At 41.2% G+C, this 19,140-nt stretch carries 17 protein-coding genes; 3 read left to right on the forward strand and 14 right to left on the reverse strand.

Annotation, left to right across the window (positions count from 1 at the left end; translation table 11 throughout):
• Positions 1 to 3 precede the first annotated feature (3 nt).
• Together PYV58_RS17945 and PYV58_RS17950 are read right to left on the reverse strand one after the other, a co-directional pair.
• A complete protein-coding gene (locus PYV58_RS17945; RefSeq protein ID WP_004819348.1) occupies positions 4 to 1,161 on the reverse strand; it encodes an HlyD family efflux transporter periplasmic adaptor subunit in 1,158 nt (385 codons plus the stop codon).
• A gap of 326 nt (positions 1,162 to 1,487) precedes the next feature.
• Positions 1,488 to 2,021 carry a thioesterase family protein gene (locus tag PYV58_RS17950; protein WP_004722808.1) on the reverse strand — a complete coding sequence of 178 codons (534 nt, stop codon included), beginning with the start codon at positions 2,019 to 2,021 and terminating at the stop codon, positions 1,488 to 1,490.
• A 99-nt stretch (positions 2,022 to 2,120) separates the two neighbouring features.
• Between PYV58_RS17950 and hemB the strand changes: the two genes are divergently transcribed.
• Positions 2,121 to 3,134: a porphobilinogen synthase gene (hemB, locus tag PYV58_RS17955; RefSeq protein ID WP_016539219.1), complete on the forward strand. Its 1,014-nt coding sequence runs from the start codon at positions 2,121 to 2,123 to the stop codon at positions 3,132 to 3,134.
• Between the two features lie 158 nt (positions 3,135 to 3,292).
• Positions 3,293 to 4,429, forward strand: a complete 1,137-nt coding sequence (gene thiO, locus PYV58_RS17960) for a glycine oxidase ThiO (RefSeq protein WP_034611065.1) — start codon at positions 3,293 to 3,295, stop codon at positions 4,427 to 4,429.
• Between the two features lie 99 nt (positions 4,430 to 4,528).
• Here thiO and PYV58_RS17965 read toward each other — a convergent pair whose 3' ends face one another.
• Positions 4,529 to 5,290 (reverse strand): ferredoxin--NADP reductase, encoded by a 762-nt coding sequence (locus tag PYV58_RS17965; RefSeq protein ID WP_034611069.1) that lies wholly within the window; start codon positions 5,288 to 5,290, stop codon positions 4,529 to 4,531.
• Between the two features lie 82 nt (positions 5,291 to 5,372).
• On the opposite strand from PYV58_RS17965, the gene gigC reads away from it, so the two are divergent.
• Positions 5,373 to 6,254 (forward strand): LysR family transcriptional regulator GigC, encoded by an 882-nt coding sequence (gigC, locus tag PYV58_RS17970; RefSeq protein ID WP_004722815.1) that lies wholly within the window; start codon positions 5,373 to 5,375, stop codon positions 6,252 to 6,254.
• A 48-nt stretch (positions 6,255 to 6,302) separates the two neighbouring features.
• On the opposite strand, the gene PYV58_RS17975 is transcribed toward gigC, so the two are convergent.
• The 11 genes from PYV58_RS17975 to nuoG form a co-directional block, all read right to left on the reverse strand.
• On the reverse strand, positions 6,303 to 7,043 hold the full coding sequence (locus tag PYV58_RS17975) for an excalibur calcium-binding domain-containing protein (protein ID WP_034611073.1): 741 nt from the start codon (positions 7,041 to 7,043) through the stop codon (positions 6,303 to 6,305).
• Positions 7,044 to 7,102: 59 nt separating this feature from the next.
• Entirely contained in the window at positions 7,103 to 8,170 is a 1,068-nt protein-coding gene (locus PYV58_RS17980; RefSeq protein WP_034611077.1) for a hypothetical protein, read from the reverse strand.
• Positions 8,171 to 8,232: 62 nt separating this feature from the next.
• Positions 8,233 to 8,868: a uracil phosphoribosyltransferase gene (gene upp, locus PYV58_RS17985; protein ID WP_004722821.1), complete on the reverse strand. Its 636-nt coding sequence runs from the start codon at positions 8,866 to 8,868 to the stop codon at positions 8,233 to 8,235.
• A 121-nt stretch (positions 8,869 to 8,989) separates the two neighbouring features.
• A complete protein-coding gene (gene nuoN, locus PYV58_RS17990; protein ID WP_004819337.1) occupies positions 8,990 to 10,546 on the reverse strand; it encodes an NADH-quinone oxidoreductase subunit NuoN in 1,557 nt (518 codons plus the stop codon).
• Between the two features lie 2 nt (positions 10,547 to 10,548).
• Positions 10,549 to 12,153 (reverse strand): NADH-quinone oxidoreductase subunit M, encoded by a 1,605-nt coding sequence (gene nuoM, locus PYV58_RS17995; RefSeq protein WP_171066895.1) that lies wholly within the window; start codon positions 12,151 to 12,153, stop codon positions 10,549 to 10,551.
• 7 nt (positions 12,154 to 12,160) lie between these two features.
• Positions 12,161 to 14,050, reverse strand: a complete 1,890-nt coding sequence (nuoL, locus tag PYV58_RS18000; protein WP_275059642.1) for an NADH-quinone oxidoreductase subunit L — start codon at positions 14,048 to 14,050, stop codon at positions 12,161 to 12,163.
• Positions 14,047 to 14,355, reverse strand: a complete 309-nt coding sequence (gene nuoK, locus PYV58_RS18005; RefSeq protein ID WP_004722831.1) for an NADH-quinone oxidoreductase subunit NuoK — start codon at positions 14,353 to 14,355, stop codon at positions 14,047 to 14,049. Before nuoK ends, nuoL begins: the two co-directional genes overlap by 4 nt.
• Entirely contained in the window at positions 14,355 to 14,873 is a 519-nt protein-coding gene (nuoJ, locus tag PYV58_RS18010; RefSeq protein WP_171066894.1) for an NADH-quinone oxidoreductase subunit J, read from the reverse strand. Before nuoJ ends, nuoK begins: the two co-directional genes overlap by 1 nt.
• Entirely contained in the window at positions 14,873 to 15,415 is a 543-nt protein-coding gene (gene nuoI / locus PYV58_RS18015; RefSeq protein WP_004722835.1) for an NADH-quinone oxidoreductase subunit NuoI, read from the reverse strand. The genes nuoJ and nuoI overlap by 1 nt, the downstream gene beginning before the upstream one ends.
• An 18-nt stretch (positions 15,416 to 15,433) precedes the next feature.
• Positions 15,434 to 16,447, reverse strand: a complete 1,014-nt coding sequence (nuoH, locus tag PYV58_RS18020; protein ID WP_034611083.1) for an NADH-quinone oxidoreductase subunit NuoH — start codon at positions 16,445 to 16,447, stop codon at positions 15,434 to 15,436.
• A gap of 2 nt (positions 16,448 to 16,449) precedes the next feature.
• Complete coding sequence (gene nuoG / locus PYV58_RS18025; protein WP_034611086.1) at positions 16,450 to 19,134, reverse strand: NADH-quinone oxidoreductase subunit NuoG; 2,685 nt, start codon at positions 19,132 to 19,134, stop codon at positions 16,450 to 16,452.
• Positions 19,135 to 19,140: the final 6 nt, after the last annotated feature.

The following is a 19,140-nucleotide window of genomic DNA, read 5'->3' on the forward strand; positions in this document are numbered from 1 at the left end:
TGATTACTTCGCTGAAGAGGTATCAACCTCAGCATTCATGGATAAACCCACACGTAATGGATGCTCAGCCAACTCTTTAGGATCGAGTTTGATACGTACAGGTAGACGTTGAACCACTTTAATCCAATTACCTGTCGCATTTTGTGCAGGAATTAACGCAAATGCTGAACCAGTACCACCAGAAAAGCCGATTACCGTACCGTGATATTCCACTTTCTTGCCATAGAGGTCTGAAGTGAGGGTTGCCTTCTGACCAACTTTCACATTTTGCAACTGACTTTCTTTAAAGTTTGCATCCACATAAAGTTCAGCCAAAGGCACCACTTTCATCAAACTTGTCCCAGGTGCAATACGTTGCCCCACTTGAATACTACGACGGGCAATCACACCATCTAACGGCGCTTTAATTTCTGTACGTTGTAAATCTAAAAGTGCTTGATCAAGTTTAGCTTGAGCCACCAATACATCAGGGGTTGAACTTTGTGAGGTCCCCCGAATTAAAGCTTCATTGGCATCTAAATTACTTTGTGCAGCTTTACGCTTAGATTCTGTTTGCGCCAATGCTGCTTTTGCCACATCAACATTTGCTTTGGCATTGTTTAAAGCACTTTGTGCTTTGCTAAATTCTTCTTTAGAGATTGCACCTGTCGCGCTTAACTGCTGACGGCGTGCAAATTCTTGCTGTGCTTGTTGATATGCCACATCGGCTTGCGCCACTTGTGCTTTGGCACTGTTAATATCATCTGCACTGACTAAAATCTGTGAGGACAATGAACTGCTATTTGCCGAGCTTTGTGTATATTGACGCTTGGCTTTGGTCAACGCCGCTTCAGCTTCTGCAACAGCAATTTTTGCATCACGATTATCAATAATCGCAAGTACATCGCCTTTTTTCACTTGTTGAGTATCACTGACCAAAACCTCAGCAACTTGTCCGCTGACCATCGAAGTGATTTCAGCAGTTTCAGCACCGACATAGGCATTATCCGTTTCAACAATATTGCCAAAAATAAAAGCCCAAATTGCATATAGAATTGCAGCTACAACAACAATAATGGCAAAAATCTTCAGCATTTTTTTACGTTTTTGTTTGGCTTCCAAATCCGCTTGCGCTTGATTTTCATCATTTGGAGAGGCATTCGTCGTTTGCGCGTCAGTCATCGCATGTTCCTAGCTTACTTAGACTTGTCAAAACATCTTTGCATTTTGGAGATATAAACTGAAAAACTGCTTAATCATATCTATATGACGTTGCTTGATGGTTGAATAAGTCAACTTCTTAAAATTGTGGTGCCCAATTTTACAGGTAAAAATCATATTATGAGAATAAAAATATTACTCTATAGTTTATCTTTATAAAAGAGGGCAATCTTATTGATATTCATATTTTTTTGAAAAAAAATAAGCCAGCAAAATATGTATTTTACTGGCTTATATTGACACAATGAATACAAAAGTGTACTGATTAGTACACTTAGTCAGCTTGATCAATAGGCATAAGAAGCAATGGCTGTCGCAATCGCCTTACCTTCATTATTGAACATGGTCATACGCATGGTGCAACCTTTTCGCCCCATTCTCAAAGTTTCAGCTTTGGCAATAAAGTATTCACCGCGCCCAGGTGCAAGATAATCCACACGCATATCAACTGTCGCTAAACGAGAAACTTTCTTTAATGTGTCTGGCAACTGGTCTGGCTCTGCACGTTTATACAACTCCCCCATTGCTACAATTCCACCAATACTATCCAACAATGTCGCGGCCACACCACCATGTAAAATTTGAAATGCGACATTGCCAATCAAATACGGTTTCATTTCGATATAGCCTTCAATCTCATCATTAACAACACGCATTTGCATATTGTTATGTGAAAAATAAGGCGAACCATTAAACGCTTTAGTGAGTTGGTTAAGCACCACATTTAGATCTGCTTTCGCACCTAAATGTAAATTACCAGTCCACTTTTTTTGCGATTCGCTAGGCGCAGAATCAGTTTTAGAAGAATCACTCATCATCATTTCGAAACCAATATTGAGAAAAATTTTCAGCTTTTTCCCAAAAAATATATGAAAGGGCTACAATATATGCCTAGTTTAATACTGAACATCGAGATTGTTATGACTTATACGTTCAATCGTCCTGCTTTTCCAGCTACTCGTATGCGCCGTATCCGTAAAAACGATAAGCTTCGAGCAATGGTAAGAGAGACTCAACTCACAGCAGATCATCTCATTTATCCAGTATTTGTACTTCCGGGACAAAACCAAAGCCAAGATGTACCAAGTATGCCAAATGTTCAACGATTGTCAGCAGACTTATTGTTGAAAAAAGCAGAAACCCTATTAGAACTTGGTGTATCAAAACTTGCCTTATTCCCTGTTACACCACAACAAGACAAAAGTTTAACAGCTGAAGCTGCGTGGCATGAAGATGGTTTAGTTCAAAATACTTTACGTTTGTTAAAAAAAGAACTGCCTGAGATGGTACTCATCACGGATGGTGCATTAGATCCTTATACCACACATGGTCAGGACGGCATTATTGACGATACAGGTTATGTATTAAATGATGAAACGGTTCAATGCCTGATCAAACAAGCCTTAAGCCATGCTGAAGCAGGTGCAGATGTAATCGCGCCAAGTGACATGATGGACGGCCGTATTGGTGCAATCCGCCAAGCTTTAGAAAGTAACGATTTTATTTATACCAGCATCATGGCGTACTCTGCAAAATATGCGTCTAGTTTCTACGGTCCTTTCCGCGATGCAGTTGGCTCATCATCCAACCTAAAAGGTGGTAATAAGTATAACTACCAAATGGATGTCGGTAATCGTGCTGAAGCACTGCATGAAATCGCCCTTGATATTCAAGAAGGTGCGGATATGGTGATTGTCAAACCCGGTATGCCGTATTTGGATGTGGTACGTGAAGTTAAAGATACCTTTGGTGTCCCGACCTTTGTTTATCAAGTCAGTGGTGAATATGCCATGCTTGCAGCAGCCATCCAAAATGGCTGGTTATCTGAAAGCGTGATTATGGAATCCTTGATGTGCTTCCGTCGTGCAGGTGCAGATGGTATTTGGACCTATTATGCAGAAGATGCAGCACGTCAATTAAAAGAGATGAAGTAAATCATCCCTCCCTTACTGAACTCATGGTTCCTCACCTTTTTAAAAGGGAGGAGCCCATTACTGATTCAGTCGTGAATGGAAAGTCCCCTCTTTCAAAAGATAAGCAGTATTGCTTTTGCAGGTGGGGATTAAAAATCTAAATTGGTACAGAATACACAATGCATATCGCCATTATCGGTGCTGGAGTAAGTGGCTTACTCAGCGCGCTTGAGCTTGTTGAACAAGGCTGCACCATCACCCTGTTCGATCAACAACATGCAGGACATGCTGCTTCATGGGCGGGTGGCGGTATTCTGTCACCCATGTATCCGTGGAGATATCCCAATGAAGTCAATCATCTGGCACAACACGGCAAACAACTTTACCAACAATGGAATGAGAAACTACAACCTAAAACAGGGATAGACTTTCAAATCCATGACACAGGAATGTTAATTTTTGACGAAGCAGATTTTGAGCTTGGACTGAATTATAAAGACCAACATCAAGAACCGATGCAGCATTGTGAATACCTGCAAAGAGAGCAGCTTGAAAGCGTCAATCCCCATATTTCAGCACAGTTTCAACATGCAATTTATTTTCCACATCTAGCCAATGTTAGAAATCCGCGACTTCTTAAATCACTGATCAGCTATCTCAAACAACATCCTCAAGTTGAAGTGTATGAAAATACATGGATCGAAAAATTTAATATTCAAAATCAAAAAATTCAGTCTGTTGAAAGTGCCAATGGACAACGTTTTGTCGCAGACCAATTTGTGATTGCAACGGGTGCATGGTCAAATTGCTGGGCAGAACAATTACAGCTTTCGATCCCAGTAGAACCCGTTCAGGGGCAAATGATGTTATTTAAAACTCCGGAAAACTGGCTACCCACCATGTGTATGAACAATGTGATGTATTTGATCCCACGCCGAGATGGTCATATCGTATGCGGTTCAAGCATGGACCATATCGGATTTGATAAGCGTCCAAATGTACAAACACAGCAAAATATTTATAAAGCCTGTATCGAAATGGTGCCTGAATTGGCAAACTTCCCCATCGTTAAGCAATGGGCAGGATTACGTCCAAGCTCACCAACAGGCATTCCATATATTGGAAAAATGCCTGAACTGAATAATTTATGGGCAAATTTTGGACATTACCGTAATGGCTTATGTATGGGACCTGCTTCAGCACAGTTATTAAGACAATTGATGCTCAATCAAGATACACGTGTTGATGCAAAAGCTTATTCAACCGAGCGATTAACAGCATATACACCACTCACTCAGCGATCATCTTTAAGCTAAAAAGTGTTTGGTTCTGACATGAAAGAATTTAAGAGAAGACGCTTAGCCGCTTCCCTCATCTAAAATGATTGATAAAATTGCTGATGCCGACCAAGCGATTTACCAATAATTCTCTACAGCAATATTGCCTTCACCGCGACGATTCATCGTTAAACCACGGGCTTTTAATGCGGCTTTAGTGTCATCTACCATTTGTGGATTCCCACATAGCATGACATGGGTAGTATCAGCATTGAATTTTAAATCAGCGGCTTTTTCCAATTCACCATTTTCAATCAAAATCGGTAAGCGATCATGCAAGGCTGCATTGGGATCACGCGTAACAATCGGGATAAATTTAAAGCCTGTATGCCCCTCACCAAAAAGCTGGGCAATTTCTTGGATCCGATCAACATAAGCCAATTCAGATTCAGTTCTTACGCTATACACCAGATTAATTTTTTCGTACTTTGACCAAGTTTCAAAATCTTGTAGCATCGAAATAAAAGGTGCTAAACCTGTACCTGTTGCCAACAACCACAAATCTTTAGGCAGCGGCAATTGATAACGTGCTAAAGTTAAGAATCCATAGGGAATTTTTTCCAAATAAAGCGCATCACCAACTTGTAAATGCTGTAAATTGGAGGTAAATGCACCATCTGGAACAACGATTGAAAAAAATTCGAGTGTTTCATCAAATGGGGATGAAACCACGGAATATGCTCTTACCACCAAATCATCACCCACTTTTAAACCAATGCGAGCAAATTGCCCTGCGGTAAACTTAAAATGGGCAGGTCGAGTCATGGTGAAACTGAAAAGTGTATTGGTCCAACGCTGAACAGACAAAACCTTTTCTATGCTAAATTTTTCAATTGACATGATTTCTTCGTGGCATGAAACATAGTCCTCATGGTAGCATGACTATATAATCTATGAATATTAAAATGTTAAGGCTCTACTTATGCGAATGACTTTACGCCAGTTGGCGGTTTTTGTTGCTGTCGCTCAAGAAGGTACCGTGACCAAAGCAAGTGATGCGGTTCGGTTGACTCAAAGTGCGGCAAGTATGGCTTTGGCAGATTTAGAAGATGGACTGGGTGCTCCGCTTTTCGATCGTCTTGGTAAGCGTTTACAGCTTAATGATCTTGGTCGTTTCTTACTTCCTCAAGCTTTAGAAATCTTAGGTCGCTGTGAAGCCTTTGAACAAGCAGCCAAAGGTGAACTACAAAGTATTGATTTACGGATTGGTGCAACACTGACCATCAGTGATTATTTAATGCCCGACTTAATGGCAAACTTTTTACAAGTTCAACCTCAAGCGCATTTACAGCTCCAAGTTGGTAATACCCGCCAAATGATTGAAGCGGTCAACCAATTCCAACTCGATTTGGCGTTGATTGAAGGTTCATGCTTCTTACCACAACTTCAATGCATTCACTGGCGCGATGACGAACTCGCGGTATGTTGTTCACCTAATCATCCACTAGCAAATTTACATCGTGAATTAAAGCAGTCTGACTTCCAGCATGTTGAATGGATTTTACGTGAAGAAGGTTCTGGAACACGTGAAGTCTTTGACAATGCCATTCTAAAAGATCTTGAAGATGCCAATATCCGCTTAACCCTAGGTCATAATGAAGCGATTTTAAAAATCGTTGCCGGTGGTCTAGGAATGTCCTGTATTTCTAAATTGGCAATTCAGCCTTTGCTCGACAAAGGACAACTGGTGATTTTAAATACCCCATTCTGGCAACTTGCTCGCCCACTATATATGCTGGTACATCGTCAAAAGTACCAAGGACCGGGCTTAAGAGCCTTCCTAAAATTTTGTGAAAATGGTTAAAACCAAAGCTCCTCTTGGAGCTTTTTTATAATTATTCGATTAGCACAACTACTTACCAAATTGCCGTTCACATGGTCGACCATCATGATCCCCATCCATTTGTGTATTGGGGCAATTTTTAATAAAAAATACCGCCTCATCATAAGATGTCATTTGGCTGCAATGGGTACGACCATCGCATTGATAAGGTGATTTTGCCGTTGATGCTGTTGTCGATACAGTGGTGTTGCTTTGTACAGATTCTACTTCATTCTGTTTTTGCACTGAATGATGATGACTGTTTAAAGCATTTTGGGATTTTTCACTAAACTTTACCGGTTTAACATAACCAATCTCTTTGCGCTGTTGCTCAACGATTTGCTTCTGTTGTTGCTCTAACAATGCAAATTTAGCATGTTGTTCTTCCTGATAGGTTTGGTATTGATTCCATGTGGCAAAACTAAAATAAACGAAGCCAAAAACAATCACCAAAATCACCACAGACATAAAACCGAATTTCTGCCCTTCATTTTTGCCTCGTCTTAAAATATTTTTTTGCTTATCAATATTGATCTTTTTATTTTTTAAGTCATTACTCATCGCAACATCTAAACGAATCATTTGATGTGCTTTCAATGTTCCATGTGCATTGATGATTACATATTTTATGGTTTCCCCTTTTTTCGGTTGACCACCTTCTTTTGGAAAATCAGCGATGTAAAATATTACAGATTGCGCTGAATTATGATCCAATAAAAGTCCGTAACCTTTATCATGATGATATTCAATGATTTGCCCCAAATAAAACATATAACTTCTCTTTTAAAATAAGTATGAATCGCAAAATATATTCAACTCGTTTCAGATGTTTAGTGTGAATATGCCTTTCGTTTCTGCTGTTTAATCTTGTCCTTTTGTTCTTGTTGATATTGTTGAAGTCTCATTTCAGCCTCAACTTTGTACTGCTTATAACGATCCATTGCATACATCACAGAACTTACCGCAATGAATATCACCACCGCGACGATCACCACCCAAGGGTTCAACGTCTTGCGCTTTTCAGATCGAATTTTCTTTACAGCTTGTTTGCGTTTGGAATATAAAAATTTAACTTTCAACTTTTGAATTAAACGTTGAAATGCAGTTAAATCCATATGCTTTTCAAGCAACTGCCGATCAATTTGGCTGTTAAAATATAAATCATCCCCTTTAAAATTTTGACCATTTTCCATCACCTCTAAGGATCTAAGCAACACTGCGCTCTGATTGCCCTCAGCGATTTCAATATTTCGACCCACTCCCCCCACATCAACAACAGTATTAGCATCACTTTCTTCAATGGGTTTAATGTTATCAACTGTATGAGTTTGGTCTTGCAATTCAGTATTCTGGATAACTTTAGTGGAAAGGTCAACTTGTGTTTGCGCTACAGGTTCAATCTCTTTGGCTTGATTTAAATCTCCGTCCGATTCTTCAAGCACTGGGTCATTGATTGTTGTTTGAATGGGCTCGACAGTCGTGTCTTGCTGTTGTGCAACCAAGTCAATATCTGGAATAGCGTCAGGTAAAATGCCTTGTTCGGTGTGAATTTTGGTTTGAGGGTTTTGTAAGCCTTCATCAGCCAATCCCCTTCTCTTTTTCAGCGCTTTGCGAACATTTCTAATATGCTCATAGGCATTTTCTGAATAAAGATGTGGAACGGAGGGCTTGTTTTGATCATTCACATAATTTTTATGATCTAAACGCACGATAAATTTGGCGAATAAACCATCATCTTGCTCTAAAACGACACATTTAATCCGCTCACCAATTTGAGGAAGAAGCAACTGATTTGAAAAATCTTCTAATTTAAAAACAACTTGTTGATGATCATTTAATTCAATTAGACCTTGCCCTAAATCATTATCGAAAAAGGTAACAGTCCCTTTTCTGAACATTTTTTATTCTCTTATCATTAAAAAAGGAGGCCCCCTATAGCCTCCTTCGATGATACTAAATTTTAATCTTTTTGCACACTACCAAAAATTTTATCTCCAGCATCACCTAAACCTGGCACGATATAACCTTGTTCATTTAAACCTTGATCAATTGAAGCGGTGAAAATCGTCACATCAGGGTGTGCGGCTTCAACACGTTTAATCCCTTCAGGTGCAGCAACCAAAACCATAACACGGATATCTTTACAGCCACTTGCTTTCAACACGTCAATTGCAGCAACCAAAGATGAACCTGTCGCCAACATTGGGTCAATAATCATGGCTAAACGATTTTGTACATCTGGAACCAATTTTTTATAATAAGTACGTGCTTCCAAAGTTTCTTCATCACGTTCTAAGCCGAGAACTGAAACTTTAGCACTTGGGATAAGATTTAAAAAACCTTCTAACATGCCAATACCAGCACGTAAAATTGGCACTACAGTGATTTTTTTACCCGCAATTCTGTCTACTGTGACTTTACCATTCCAGCCATCAATCTCATGATCACACACAGGTAAATCTTTGGTTGCTTCATAAGTTAAAAGCATGGTTACTTCTTGAGCGAGTTCACGGAAATTCTTAGTACTAATGTCAGCACGGCGTAATAAACCTAATTTATGACGAATAAGTGGATGACGAATTTCTTGAATAGACACGGGAGGACACCTAAAAGGATAAAAGTAAATTTCCATTATTATAAATGTTTTTTATATCAGAGATAAGAAAAGCCCTCAATGAATGAGGGCTTTTTTTGTTAATAGCAGGATTTTATTGCGATTAGTGTTGTTGGCTCATCAAGAAATGTAAAGGAGATAAAATTTCTGATTTCAAAGCCAAGTTGATGATTGGATCTGGATAAACACCAATGATCAATACCAAAGCAGCAGCGCCGAGCACCATCAAACCACCCACTTTTTGTCCCCAATGATCAACCGCATCAATACGAGGATTATCTGGTGGAGTCATATACATCACGATCATCACACGTAAGTAGTAATACAAACCAATACCACTACCCACCACAACCATAGCAGCCAAGAACCAATGTTCTGTGGTTACAGCAGCAATCACCACCATAAACTTACCGATGAAACCAGCGGTTAATGGAATCCCTGCAAGAGAAAGCATCATCACTGTTAAGGTCGCAGTCAGTACTGGACGACGCCAGAATAAACCACGGTAATCCGCAAGCGACTCAGCTTCATCAACATTGTTATATGGGCTCGACATTAACGCGACAGCACCAAAAGCACCAATCGTAGTTAAGGTATAAGTCACCACATAGACACTAACACTGCCTAAACTTGCATAACCTAAACTAATCAATGCAATCAATAAATAACCGAAATGGGCGATCGATGAATAACCCAAAATTCGTTTTAAGTTGACTTGACGTAATGCAAGGAAGTTACCGACTAAAATCGAAAGTACAGCAATCACAGTTAATACAGTCACGATAGACGGTACAAGAATGAAACCTGAACTTAAAATAAAGCGTACTAATAAACCAATGGTTGCAACTTTAGCAACAGTTGCAAGATAGGTCGCGATTGGCGCAGGCGCGCCTTGATAAACATCTGGTGTCCATTTATGAAATGGCGCCAACGATAATTTAAACGCAATCGCAATCACGATTAATCCTGAACCCAACAAAATCATTGGTTGAGCAAGGAAACCTTTTAACTGTTCAATAAAGTCAGCCAAAGACGCAATTTGTTGCACTTGTGCTAACTGATTTCCATACAAACCAGGGAAGTCAGTAAATGACAATGTACCAGTATAAGCATAAACGTATGCCATACCCATCAACAAGATTGCTGAAGCGGTTGCAGAAAGTACCAAATACTTTACGCCTGCTTCTAGCGATTTTCCACGCTGATGCGTATATGCCAATAAGCCATACACAGGAATTGACAAAAGCTCTAAGCTAATAAAGAACGACGCATAATGAGAACTTGCCACCATTAACATTGCCCCTGTTACAGAGATCAACATCAAGATATAAAGCTCTTCACGATTATCTTTATAGGTTTCAATATAAGCGTGAGATAACGTACAGCATGCGAGTGCAGCAACTACTGCAATAAATTGATAAAACAATGTAAATGGATCAACCACAAACATGTTCATCACATTTGATGGTGCAAATGAACCACCAAACATCATGAATAAAATATCAATTGCAGCAAGGTTTAAACCCACCACCGATGCAGTCGCAATCAAATTATGATTACGCTTGATCGAGGTTAGGATCATTACTACAACAGCGGTTAAAGCAACAATAAAAACTGGTGCTAAAGGCATGAGACCCGAAAATGACATAGTGAAGTTCATGACTATTGGATCTCCACATTTTGTTGAGATACGACTTGTTGTGCCGCATCAACAACTTCTTGAACTGGAATATAGCTATTTGATAACCACGCCATACTTGAGTGAGAAATATCAAGGAAGCTTTGTGGATACACACCTAACCATAATAAGCCAAATGCACAGATCAATAGAATTACTGTTTCACGTACATTCAAGTCTTTTAATGGACTTTCATAATGCTTTTTCTGTTCTTCATTTGGCGTACCAAATAAAGCTTTGTGGATCAGGATCAGACCATAAAGACCAGCAAAGACCAAGCTAATCGCCGCAATGATGGTAAATGTTGGGAACTTAGCGAATGAACCCATCAAGATCAGGAATTCACCAATAAAGTTACCTAGACCTGGAATACCCACAAGCGCAGAGACAAAGAACATCAAGAAGAATGGTAAATACTGGAATTGACCACGAATACCACCCATCAAACGTAAGTCACGGGTATGTAAACGTTCATACACTTGACCACACATAATGAACAATGCAGCAGATGACAAGCCATGTGCCAACATCATGATCATTAAGCCTTGGAATGTCAGAATATTACCGGCATAAAGTGCAAGTAATACGAAACCCATATGCGAAATAGAAGTATAAGCAAGCAGGCGTTTCATATCTGTTTGCTGGAAAGCACACCAAGCGCCGTAGAAAATGCCAATCAAACCTAAAATAATCGCAATATCGGCAAATTGTGCAGATGCTGCTGGGAAGAATGGCAATACAAAGCGCAGTAAACCGTACGCAGCAGTTTTAATCAAGATACCCGCTAAGTCTACAGAACCTGCTGTAGGTGCTTGCGCATGCGCATCTGGTAACCAACCGTGTAATGGGAATACTGGAAGCTTGACCGCAAAACCAATAAAGAAACAGATCATCAATGCATAGGCAATATGTGGTGCCTGAGCATCTAAAGTGTTTGCAACAGCAAGTAAATAGTTATAGTCGAAGCTAATCGTACCTGACATCTGAGAACCGTAGACCACTAAGCCTAAGATCCCGATGAGCATGATCAAGCCAGCGACTTGGGTATAGATAAAGAACTTGGTTGCAGCATAAACACGTGATTTACCGTCTGCGCCTTTATGACCCCAAAGAGCGATCAAGAAGTAGATAGGGACTAGCATCATCTCCCAGAAGAAGAAGAACAAGAACATATCAATTGCAAGGAAAACCCCGATTACCCCACCCAAAGACCATAATAGGTTTAAGTGGAAGAAGCCGACATTCTTTTGAATTTCACCCCATGAACAGCCAACTGCAAGTACACCCAGTAATGCTGTCAAGCCCACCATCAGCAATGAAAGACCATCTACAGCCAAATGAATGTTAATACCGAGTGTTTTAATCCAAGGTAAATAAAATTCTGCTGCCCAAGTTGGAGTCTTCGCCCCCAACTCATAGCTAAAGCCACCTTGTTTCCACAAAATCAGTGTTAAGCCCAATGTAACGAGCATACCGACTAATGCGATATAACGTGGCAAATGTTTATCAAGTTTATCGACCAACCAACACGCGAAACCTGCAATAAAAGGTACAAGAATCAGTGCGGGTAAAATCCAATTGTTTGTGATTTCCATCTTATTTCCCCACTACCTGAATCACGATCAAGATCATCAGCAATACCACTACACCGAGTGACATACTTGATGCATATTCACGTAATGAACCTGTTTGACGGGTACTTGTAAATTTATTCCCACTATTTACGATTGCAGGTAATACCAGCCATAAACCATCAATTGGGTCACGACCTAAAATTTTCGCAATGAGTAAATAAGGTTGAACAAATACAAGGTTGTATAAAGAATCGAAACCAAATGCATTACGGCAGATATTTGCAAGTCCAGCACCAAATGAAGTGGCTGCAAAACCTTGCACCGCTTTATAAGCGAATGCAAATAACACCACGCCTACAGCTAAACCGACCAATGCGATACCGACTGCAAGGTGTTCTGCACCATGCATCCCTTCTTCAATCGCTTGAGAAACTTCAAATGCAGGGATATGTGCTGCATTTAAAATGTTCATCACTGGCGCTTTTAAGAAGTAAGCCAAACCTGTTGAAAGAACAGCCAAGATACCTAAAGGCGCCCAATACGTTGCACCTTTGATTTCGTGATAATGTGTTTTTTCTTCACCGAAGAATACAACCCAAATTAAATGGAATGTATAAATCGAAGTTAAGAATGCACCCGCAACACCAACCCAATACAATGAGTTATACAATGCGACAGATTGACCTTGCGCCCAAACAGCACCCAAGATTGCATCTTTTGAGAAGAAGCCGATCGTGATAAATGGGATTGCAGCAAGTGCACCACCACCAATCGCGAAGCAAGCAAATAAGAATTTGTTTTTGTAGAACAAACCACCCATTTTAAAGATGTTTTGTTCATGATGGTAAGCCAAGATCACCGCACCAGAAGACAAGAACAATAATGCCTTAAAGAATGCATGTGCAAGCATATGGAACAGACCTGCTTGATACGCTTCTGCACCCACAGCCATAAACATATAACCGAGCTGACTCATGGTAGAGTAAGCCAGAATACGTTTGATATCTGTTTGAACCAAAGCCGCAAAGCCAGCAACCAACAATGTTACAGCACCCGTAATCGAAATGAACTGCATCACTTCTGGTGTCATTTCAAACACAGAGAACATACGGCAACATAAGTAGATACCCGCGGTAACCATTGTTGCAGCATGAATCAATGCAGATACTGGTGTCGGACCAGCCATTGCATCTGCCAACCATGTTTGTAATGGGATTTGCGCAGATTTACCTGCTGCACCCAAGAACAACATCAATGATGTGATCAATGCCAAGTTATGATCAAGTGCGAGAACTTGTGAAGCATTGGCAACAATCGTGCCGATGTGTAAAGTACCAAATTGTTGGTAAAGCAAGAACAATGCGATCAGTAAGAATACATCACCAACACGCGTTACTGTAAATGCTTTAATTGCCGCAAAACCATTTGCAGGGTTTTGGTAGTAATAACCAATCAACAGGTAAGAACACAGACCTACGCCTTCCCAACCTAAGAATAACAACGCTAAGTTGTCACCCAATACCAGCACCAACATGCTGGCAACGAATAAGTTGAAGTATGAGAAGAAACGTGCGAAGTCTTCTTCACCACGCATGTACCAAGTTGCAAAGATGTGAATCAGGAAACCTACACCTGTCACCATGCCCATCATTAACAATGACAAGCCGTCAAGATGCAAACTTACACCCGGTGCAAAACCGCCTACATTGAACCAAGTCCATAAATGCTGTGCTTGCGCAACTGAACCCTGCTTAACAAAGTCCATGCCTGCAATCAATGCAAATAAAGCAGAAAGGCCAACAGAACCCGCACCAATAATTGCTGCTACATTTTCAGGAAGTTTATTACGTCCTGCCGCTAAAAGCACAAAGCCAATCAGCGGAAATAAAATCGTTAAATATAAATAACTCATCCGCGCATCTCACTAGCAGCATCTACATCCAGATGATGGAAGCGATGATAGAACTGGAGGACGATCGCTAGACCGATACAAGCCTCTGCCGCAGCAAGTGTGAGGATCAAAATAAACATAATTTGACCATCAGGTTGTGCCCATGCACTTCCTGCCACAACGAATGCCAATGCTGCTGCATTCATCATGATCTCAAGGCTCATTAACATAAATAATAGGTTGCGTCGCACCATTACACCGTAAAAACCCAGTGCAAAAAGGATAGTTGCGACGATCAAACCATGTTCTAAAGGAATGTTGCCCATTACTGTTTATCCTCTGCTGCACTCGGTTCACGTTTGCCTAAGTGGAATGCTGCAACCAATGCTGCAAGCAATAACATTGCGGCAACTTCAACCAATAATAAATAGTGGGTAAAGAGTGCTTGACCAATTGCTTTAGGTCCAATCACTTGAGTTCCAAGTACTGCACCATGTTGGGTATAGTCTGAACCTAATACCCAAACCAAACATAAGCCCACTAAGAAGCTCATGAGTGCTGGATAAGCCCAAGCATCTGAAGTCAACCATTTACGTTCTTGATCAACTGTATGTTGACCAAGGTTGAGCATCATGACCACGAATACGAACAACACCATGATCGCACCCGCATAAACAATCACTTCAAGCGCAGCTGCAAATGGTGCACCAATGATCAAGAAGATCCCTGCAACAGCAAGTAGAGAAACGATCAAACTTAATAAAGCATGTACTGGATTGGTGTTGGTCACAACACGAATCGTCGAAACAATGGCCACGAGAGCCATTAAATAAAATGGCCACATCATGGTAATAAGCTCCGTACATCTACAGGCGCACTTTCACGTTGCGCTTGACCTTTTTCTTTACCATCAATTGCCATACCACTTACACGGTAGAAATTGTAGTCTGGGTATTTACCTGGTCCTGAAATGAGTAAGTTTTCTTTCTCATAAACAAGATCCTGACGGACATATTCGCCTAACTCAAAATCTGGTGTTAACTGAATAGCAGTTGTTGGACATGCTTCTTCACACATACCGCAGAAAATGCAGCGTGAGAAGTTAATGCGGAAAAATTCTGGATACCAACGTCCATCATCTTTTTCAGCTTTCTGCAATGAAATACAACCAACAGGACATGCAACCGCACATAAGTTACACGCAACACAACGCTCTTCACCGTCTGGGTCACGTGTTAATACGATACGACCACGGTAGCGTGGAGGTACGATTTGTTCGGCTGGCACTTCTGGATATAAAATCGTATCGCGTTTGCGTGTGACATGGCTAAACACCATCCACAACGAACGAACAATTGATCCTACGCCAGCTAGAATTTTATACATTTTGTACTCCCTGCTGTCCTAGGCCTGATTCATCAGAATCACAGCACCAGTCACCAAAAGGTTGACCAATGCAAGTGGTAAACACACTTTCCAACCAAAATTCATAACTTGGTCATAACGTGGACGCATTAAAGAACCACGTGCCAAGACAAACATCATTACAAAGAATGCTGTTTTCGCAATGAACCAGAATGCATCTGGAATGAATGGAATATTTAAATTAAATGGTGCTAACCAACCGCCAAAGAATAAAGTCACGATCAGTGCAGAAATTAGAATGATGTTGACGTATTCAGCAACGAAGAACATCCCCCATTTCATACCACCATATTCGACATGGTAACCTTCTGCCAATTCTTGTTCAGCTTCTGGTTGGTCAAATGGATGACGATGCGTTACTGCAACACCCGCAACCACGAAGATCATGAAACCAATGAATTGCGGAATCACAAACCATACATCACGTTGTGCTTCTACGATGTCACGCAAGTTAAATGAACCTGCAATTGCCACCACACCCATCAATGAAATCCCTAAAAAGACTTCATAAGAAATGGTTTGTGCTGCTGAACGTAGACCACCCAATAACGCATATTTGTTGTTAGATGCCCAACCACCAAATAACACCGCATATACTGCAATACCTGCCATTGCCATAAAGAACAATAGACCGATACTCATGTCTGAAACACCTAAGTAAGGTGAAACAGGAATAACCATGAATGACAGTACTGCAGTCGCCATTGCCACTGCTGGTGCTAAACGGAAGGTTAACTTATCTACAAACTTTGGTGTCCAGTCTTCTTTGAACATGATTTTCAACATGTCGGCAACGATCTGGAACATCCCGCCAGGACCAACACGGTTTGGTCCATAACGGTCTTGCCATAAGCCCAGCAAACGACGTTCAATAAATGACATCAAAGCGGCCAGTAAAACCACAACCAACAAAATTACGATGGCTTGAATCACTGAATAAGCGATTGGCCAGTCTTGTGCCCATGTCGGTAGTGCGCGTAAAGATTCACTCATGATTACACTCCTACCGTTACAGATACAGGTTCAGCAAGTGAAACTGTTGGTGCTTGGCCGACTGGATAACCGATATAACCTGTTGGTAAATATTCAATCACATGCACAGGAAGACTAATCGTCGTTTCGCCTGCTTTAACTGTCAGTTGTTGACCATCTTGAACATTTAAACGTGCTGCATCTTGCTCGCCCACGGCAAAAGTCGCTTCTGGAATACGCGATTCCATCACCGGCGTTTTAATCGTAAATTCACCTGAAGCGAAAATATGATGCATTGGAACCAGACGGAAACTCTCTGGATTTGCCACAACCGCAGTTGGCGCCACATAGCTACGTGCAGGACGTTTTACTAAGCGATCAAATAAACGAACGCCTGAATCACCACCTTTAAGATGACCACCCACTTCATCTTGGTATTTGTTCCAAGCTTGTGGTGAGTTCCAACCCGGTGCCCATGCAAATGGAACCAATGACGATGCATTTTGCGGTCCAACATAACCTTCCATAGAGAATGTTAATGCGGAATCGACATCGACAGGTTGTTTCGGCTCATGTACGTTTAATGGTGCACGCATTGCAGTGCGACCTGAGTAACGACGCGGTTCACGGGCAATTTTCAAGCCATGAACACGGTAGCCCGCATCAGGTGCAACATCTTGAATCGCTTCAAGAACTGGAACATTTTTGACCACAGACTCAATTACGTCATCCAACAATGTCCACGAGATCGCTTTACCTTTCACACCCGTTTCAATGGCATGTAACCAGCGCCAAGATTCTTTGATGGCATATTCTGGTTTGTAATAGCTTGGGTCATAAACTTGATAGAAGCGCTGTGCACGACCTTCTTGGCTGACCACTGTCCCATCGCCTTCTGCAAAGCTTGCAGCAGACAAGACAACATCCGCCGCTTTTACGGTTTCAGTTTCAGAATGATCAAGCACAATCACGCTTTGCGCTTTGTCTAGAGCAGCCTGAACTTGTACAGCAGGTAAACGGCGGAACAAATCATTTTCAACGATAATGATTGACTCATAATCTTGAGCAAATGCTTGTTCTAAGCTTAAACCACCAAACAAAGCCATACCCATTGAGTTCACTTCTGGAACTGTCAATGTTAAGCCTGCATTTCCACCTAGGTTTTGTGCAACTTGTGCAGCAGCTTCCATGATGGCAGCATCTTGTAAGCTAGTACCCGAGATGATTAATGGTTTTTTCGCAGCTTTTAACGTATCCGCAATGGTTTGTGCAAATGCTTTAGCATCATCATCTAAACCAAGAATCGCATCACCGTTTACACCCGCAGCAATCGCAAAACCTAAACGTGCAATATCGTTTGGAGAAGCAACAACTTCACCCTCAGCAATATCAGCCAAACGTGTTTGTGTTGCAGCCAAGATATAGATTGGAGAATTTGCATCCTGACCAATACGTTTTACAGGTTCAGCTAACCAATCTTGGGTACGGCGGTCTGCAGCCATTTGTTTGGCTTTGTTTTTCGCAGCTTGGCGAACAGACAGTGCCATACGTGGTGCAGTTTGCGTTAAATCTTCACCCAAGATCAAGACTGCATCATAGCTTTCGATTTCGCGCATACTTGGGTTATAAACACCCTCAGCTTGCATAATCGATGCAGCAAGTTCAACCAAGTTCTGTTCTTTTTGAGAAAGACCTGTTGAATAATTTTCTTGGCCAACCAACTCACGCAACGCATAGTTTGATTCTAATGATGCACGTGGAGAACCAATACCCAACACTTTTTTGCCTTGAACATTTTCAATCACTGAATCCAGTGCCACATCAACAGAAACAGTTTTAACTTCTGCTGCAGCACGGAATTGCGGCTGACGTGGACGATCTTCACGGTTCACATAACCCGTACCAAAACGACCTTTATCGCAAAGGAAATATTGGTTAACGTCACCATTGAAACGGTTTTCTACACGACGTAATTCGCCATAACGCTCACCCGGAGAGATGTTACAACCAGAAGAACAGCCTTGGCATACGCTAGGCGCATACTGCATGTCCCACTTACGGTTATAACGTGCCGAATGGGTTTTATCGGTAAATACACCTGTTGGGCACACTTCAGTCAAGTTACCAGAGAACTCAGACTCTAAAGTGCCTGATTCTGGACGACCGAAGTAGACACGTGATGCATTGGCATAAACACCAAAGTCTGTACCACCGGCATAATCGTTGTAGTAACGAACACAACGGTAGCATGCGATACAACGGTTCATCTCATGTGCAATGAAAGAACCCAACTCTTGGTTGTGATGCGTACGTTTGGTAAAACGATAACGACGACGATCATGTTGCGTCATTACTGTCATATCTTGTAAATGACAGTGACCACCCTCTTCACAGACTGGACAGTCGTGTGGGTGATTGGTCATTAAGAATTCCACAATCGATTCACGGAAATCTTTTGCTTCTTTGTCTTCAATCGAAATAAAGGTATTGTCAGATGCAGGAGTCATACATGACATTACTAAGCGACCACGAGTATCTTCTGGATTCGCATATTGAGTAACAGCACATTGACGGCAAGAACCGACAGAACCTAAAGCTGGATGCCAACAAAAATATGGGATGTCGATGCCAAGACTCAAACATGCTTGTAGCAAGTTTTCCGAGCCATTGACTTCATACGATTTTCCATCGACATGAATTGTAGCCATAGTCGA

Origin of the sequence: Acinetobacter sp. TAC-1, assembly GCF_029025845.1 — a bacterium.
Taxonomy (GTDB): domain Bacteria; phylum Pseudomonadota; class Gammaproteobacteria; order Pseudomonadales; family Moraxellaceae; genus Acinetobacter; species Acinetobacter guillouiae.